The following is a 4289-nucleotide window of genomic DNA, read 5'->3' on the forward strand; positions in this document are numbered from 1 at the left end:
ATTTGGGCGAACAATCCTCTCTTCATTGCGGCGGCGGTGTTGACTGCGGCGCCCTTCGTCGGCCTCGCCTGGCGCACACGCGAATGGATCGGGTGGTGACGGGCCATGAGCCGATTTTTGCCGCTTACCATCCGCTTCGTCAGCGGCGGCACGATGGTGGTTTCCTCGATCGCCGGCGCAAAAAAGGCGCTTGGCGGAGAATGGAAGGACAAGAAGGCGCCGGACTACCTCGCGGCGGCGCGGCTGGTCGACGACGCCATGGCAGGCATCTGCCGCCCGGCTGTTGCCTTCGCCGCCTTCAAGAAGGCTGCCGCCCAGCAAGGCCTCCTGAGGTCGGCCGACCCTAGCGCGGCGCTCTCGATGCTCGACGCGCTATGGTCACGCGACGGCAAGAGCCCGCCGGACTGACGCGCTCACCTTCCAGTGGCCGCAGCAACCATACCCGACCTGAGCCGTTCCGACACCGGGAAGGTAAAACATGTTCGAAGGGTTTGAAATCGCCGAGGTCGACACGGACGGAGCACGGATTTTCATTCGCCGCGCCGGCAGCGGACCGGCGCTGCTCCTGCTGCATGGCTTCCCCGAAACGCATCTGATGTGGCGCGACGTGGCGCCGAAGCTCGCCGACCGGTTCAGCGTCGTCTGCGCCGACCTGCGCGGCTACGGGAGAAGCTCCTGCCCGCCATCCGATCCGGTCCATGCGCCTTACGCCAAGCGCGCCATGGCCGCCGACGTCGCGGCGCTGATGACGAAGCTCGGCTTTGCCCGCTTCATGGTTGCCGGCCACGATCGCGGCGGGCGTGTGGCTTATCGCCTGGCGCTGGACTGCCCCGATCGTATCGAAAAGCTAGCCGTGCTCGACATCATACCCACCGCCGATGCCTGGGACCGGGCCGACGCCCGGCTGGCGCTCGGCTATTGGCCCTGGTCGCTGCTGGCGCAACCGGAGCCGCTGCCGGAGACGATCATGGCGGCGGCCGCGGATGCGATCGTCGACAATGCGCTGGGCGGCTGGGGCTCCTCGCCTGACGTGTTCCCGGCTGCCGTGAGGCAGGCTTACGTCAAGGCCTTGCACGATCCGATGCATATCCATGCCATCTGTGAGGAATATCGGGCGGCGGCGACGCTCGACCGCGAGCATGATCATGCCGACCGGTCGGTCGCCCGGCGCATTGCTTGCCCGGTCCTGACGCTCTGGAGCGAGCATGGCGCGCTCGCCGAGTGGTATGCAGCCGAAGGCGGCCCGCTGGAGCTGTGGCGGCGCTGGGCCCATGATGTGCAGGGCGGCGCAATGCCCGGCGGTCATTTCTTTCCCGAGGAACTGCCTGACGAGACAGCCGCCATGCTCAGCGATTTTCTGCTGCCGCCTAAAGCCCGTAGACCAGGGTGAGATAAATCGCCGGCGCGGCGATCAGGCAGAGCGCCATGGCGATAACCACGGCGTTGCCAAGCCGCACGGCGCGCCTGGCAATGTCGGCGGCGTCTTCATCGTCCTGGATGAGGTCGAGGATCGAGGTGTCGGCGAGCACGGAGAAATGATTGTCGTTTGCGGGGCGGCTTTCAGCGTTCCGCAGCGCGGGCTTGGCAGAAATAAGGGGCAAAACGTCGTCTCACTTTCGAAACCGGCAACGCGGCTTCCTTGTTACGATGATTCTTGTTGGGTTCCGACGGTATCGGGTGCCCGCCGTTTGCGCGGAAACGGCGGGCACCCAAAAGCCGACGACGGAGGGGGGTCCATCGACGACCGCCCAATAACTCGAAACGCATGCTTTGGTTGCTCTGCCGGGCCTAATGCTCGGGCTCCTCGGACCTCGGTCGTAGGAACTGCTCGGACCATGGCCTGCAAGCAGCGAGCGGGCGGCTCGCTGCTCATTCCCATTTCCGACCGGCGGGTCGACGATCGCCGCCGCGCTATTCACAAAATATTTCGCGCGGAACGGCCGCCGCGGGCGCCGGTTCTTCCTATTCAAGGAAGTCAAACCTCCCTTGAATTCACACCAAGACCATCCGGGACAAGATGGAGTTCAGATATGCCCAATCGAGGTGGACGCCACGAACAGCATGTGAAGGCCGGCCAGCAGAGCCATAAGAACCGCGACCAGGATCGGCGTCGCGGCAGCGGGCAGCAGCAAGCTGAAAACCGCAACATGGGTCAGCACAGAGGCGGCAGCGGCAGTTTTGCCGAAGACCGCGAACGGGCTTCCGAAGCAGGCCGCACGGGCGGCCAGTCCTAAATCTCGAACCGGTGCCCGCTGACGCGGGCGCTTTCCCTTTTTCAAAATCGACGTGTCATTCAAATCGATGGAGCGCAACAATGGCGAAGAAATCCGGGGCGGCGAACGGCCTTGAAAGCCTTTTCGTAGACGGCCTGAAAGACATATATTACGCGGAAAAGAAAATCCTGAAGACATTGCCCAAGCTTGCAAAGGCGGCACAGTCCGAGGAACTGAGCGCGGCGTTCGAGAAGCATCGCCTGGAGACGGAAGGCCAGGTCGACCGTCTCGAACAGGTCTTCGAACTCATCGGCAAGGCCGCCAGGGGCAAGACCTGCCCGGCGATCGACGGCATTCTCGAAGAAGGCGCGGAGATTCTCGAGGAGTATGAGGAGGAACCTGCCCTCGATGCCGGCCTTGTCGGCGCCGCCCAGGCGGTCGAGCACTATGAGATAGCGCGCTACGGCACGCTGATTGCCTGGGCGGAGCAACTCGGCCTGGCCGACGCGTTGCCGCTGCTGCGTGAGACGCTCAAGGAAGAAGCCGCTACCGACGAGGCGTTGACCAAGCTCGGCGAAAGCGGCGCCAACGAACGGGCCTTGCGGGCGGCCGCCTGACGTGGCTGTCATTCGCATGCCAAGGACCTGATGCGGTCGTGCGGTCTTGGCTCGCAGTCGGGACCGCATGCTGGCGCCGATCCGTGCCGGGGCGAGGGACATAGCCGCATCAGCCATTCTCTCCCTGATGGAACCAGTCGCGCCTCCCGCAGTTGCCTAGAAGCGGCCGTCCAGCAAGGCGGCCGCTATCGGCGGGACAACCAGTGGAGGCTCCGATGTCGCTGCAGACCCTTCATCCCGAACGCGTCGACGAGACACGCGTGCAAGCCTACTCGACCTTTGCTCCCGCCCTCATCAACGCGCTGTCGCAACGGCTGGCCCGCTGTCAGGGCCTGAAAGAACTGGGCGAGATGGAGACGTCGCTGATCAGGCTTGTCGAGGAAACGGATATCGCCGCGCCACATGCCGACGCCATGCGTGAATTCGCGATCGAGCTGATTGTGTCGACGATGAGGAATGTGCGCAGCCATCCCGACACGAAGAGCGATCTGGAGGAGATCGACGACCGCCGCACGCAAGGGCGCTCGGAGATTCCGGAGACGCTGGAGGAACAGTTGCAGTCCGGTCTGGAGGACAGTTTCCCGGCGAGCGATCCGCCGGCGGTCGTCTCGACCGCTATCACCGGCGGGTCGAAGCACATCGTCGGAACCGATGAGGTGCTGCGCCGCAAGAAGCAGGCACGCGGCAGGTCATCGGGACGGCGGGCTGGAGCGGCAACAACGGGAGTTTTACGATGAACCAGCCTAACGGCAAGATCCCGAACCGCCCGGGCGCCGGTCATGCGCCGTCACCCAGCCGGTTGCCGACCAAGGGCGGCGACGATCCGGACGTGCGGTTCCTGGCCGAAAACACCGATCTCTCGCCCAAGCAGGCGCGCGAGCTGATCCGCGAGCATGGGCATGATCGCGACAAGCTGCTTGAGATCGCGCGAACCATGAAGGCGGAGGGCTGAGTTCGGCCCGACGTCGAATGAGAGGTGAGTCACTGAGCGGATGTAATCTCCCCCCTTGATGAGGGGAGATCGGCACGCGCCCTCAGCCACCGTAAAGACCGATCTCGTCTGGCTGGATGGAAGCAGATTTCCCCTCGCCTTGCTTGCCAGCTTCCCTCTCCAGCGCAGCGTCCAACCTGTCGCCGTCGCTGCTTTGCGGATCGGCGATTGAATTGACCAGCGTATCGAGCGAAACGCCAAGCTGATCCAGGCCAAGCTGCCTTTCGATCTCTGCGATCGCGGACGGGGATTGCCGCTTCAGCGCCTCGACCGCGTTCTTGACGGCCGTGCCATAGGAGATCACGGATTCGTAGTCGCCCTGGTCGAGGCCGAACTCCTTGCCCGCGCGCTCCATCAGCCGGACCTTTGTCGCCGTGACGTTGAGGCCGTCCAGGCTGAACATGGATTGGGAAATTTCGGCCATGAGCGGCGCGCCGGAGCCGAGATCGGCGGGGGGGCGGTTGATGT

The 4289-nt window shown here is 64.3% G+C and carries 7 protein-coding genes and 1 pseudogene; 6 read left to right on the forward strand and 2 right to left on the reverse strand.

Annotation, left to right across the window (positions count from 1 at the left end):
• The first annotated feature begins 105 nt into the window (after positions 1 to 105).
• Positions 106 to 408, forward strand: a complete 303-nt coding sequence (locus tag EOA38_RS29250) for a DUF982 domain-containing protein (protein ID WP_126094526.1) — start codon at positions 106 to 108, stop codon at positions 406 to 408.
• A gap of 70 nt (positions 409 to 478) precedes the next feature.
• Positions 479 to 1390 (forward strand): alpha/beta hydrolase, encoded by a 912-nt coding sequence (locus EOA38_RS29255; protein WP_126094527.1) that lies wholly within the window; start codon positions 479 to 481, stop codon positions 1388 to 1390.
• Here the strand turns inward: EOA38_RS29255 and EOA38_RS29260 are convergent.
• Entirely contained in the window at positions 1368 to 1601 is a 234-nt protein-coding gene (locus tag EOA38_RS29260; RefSeq protein WP_126094528.1) for a hypothetical protein, read from the reverse strand. The genes EOA38_RS29255 and EOA38_RS29260 overlap by 23 nt on opposite strands.
• 546 nt (positions 1602 to 2147) lie before the next feature.
• On the opposite strand from EOA38_RS29260, the gene EOA38_RS29265 reads away from it, so the two are divergent.
• The 4 genes from EOA38_RS29265 to EOA38_RS29280 all read left to right on the forward strand — a co-directional run bounded on the left by EOA38_RS29265 (position 2148) and on the right by EOA38_RS29280 (position 3782).
• Complete coding sequence (locus tag EOA38_RS29265) at positions 2148 to 2234, forward strand: KGG domain-containing protein (protein ID WP_126095953.1); 87 nt, start codon at positions 2148 to 2150, stop codon at positions 2232 to 2234.
• Between the two features lie 80 nt (positions 2235 to 2314).
• On the forward strand, positions 2315 to 2830 hold the full coding sequence (locus EOA38_RS29270; RefSeq protein WP_126094529.1) for a ferritin-like domain-containing protein: 516 nt from the start codon (positions 2315 to 2317) through the stop codon (positions 2828 to 2830).
• 215 nt (positions 2831 to 3045) lie between these two features.
• Entirely contained in the window at positions 3046 to 3567 is a 522-nt protein-coding gene (locus EOA38_RS29275; RefSeq protein ID WP_126094530.1) for a hypothetical protein, read from the forward strand.
• A complete protein-coding gene (locus EOA38_RS29280) occupies positions 3564 to 3782 on the forward strand; it encodes a hypothetical protein (RefSeq protein WP_126094531.1) in 219 nt (72 codons plus the stop codon). Before EOA38_RS29275 ends, EOA38_RS29280 begins: the two co-directional genes overlap by 4 nt.
• 82 nt (positions 3783 to 3864) lie before the next feature.
• Here EOA38_RS29280 and EOA38_RS39400 read toward each other — a convergent pair.
• Positions 3865 to 4289 (reverse strand): annotated as a pseudogene (locus EOA38_RS39400) (hypothetical protein); the annotation flags it as partial.

Origin of the sequence: Mesorhizobium sp. M1E.F.Ca.ET.041.01.1.1, assembly GCF_003997355.1 — a bacterium.
In the GTDB taxonomy this organism is placed as follows: domain Bacteria; phylum Pseudomonadota; class Alphaproteobacteria; order Rhizobiales; family Rhizobiaceae; genus Mesorhizobium.

Bases quoted from the DNA above. Each gene is read 5' to 3' on its own strand.
- EOA38_RS29255 (WP_126094527.1), top strand. From the start codon at position 479: ATGTTCGAAGGGTTTGAAATCGCCGAGGTCGACACGGACGGAGCACGG.
- EOA38_RS29280 (WP_126094531.1), top strand. From the start codon at position 3,564: ATGAACCAGCCTAACGGCAAGATCCCGAACCGCCCGGGCGCCGGTCAT.
- EOA38_RS29270 (WP_126094529.1), top strand. From the start codon at position 2,315: ATGGCGAAGAAATCCGGGGCGGCGAACGGCCTTGAAAGCCTTTTCGTA.
- EOA38_RS29275 (WP_126094530.1), top strand. From the start codon at position 3,046: ATGTCGCTGCAGACCCTTCATCCCGAACGCGTCGACGAGACACGCGTG.
- EOA38_RS29265 (WP_126095953.1), top strand. From the start codon at position 2,148: ATGGGTCAGCACAGAGGCGGCAGCGGCAGTTTTGCCGAAGACCGCGAA.
- EOA38_RS29250 (WP_126094526.1), top strand. From the start codon at position 106: ATGAGCCGATTTTTGCCGCTTACCATCCGCTTCGTCAGCGGCGGCACG.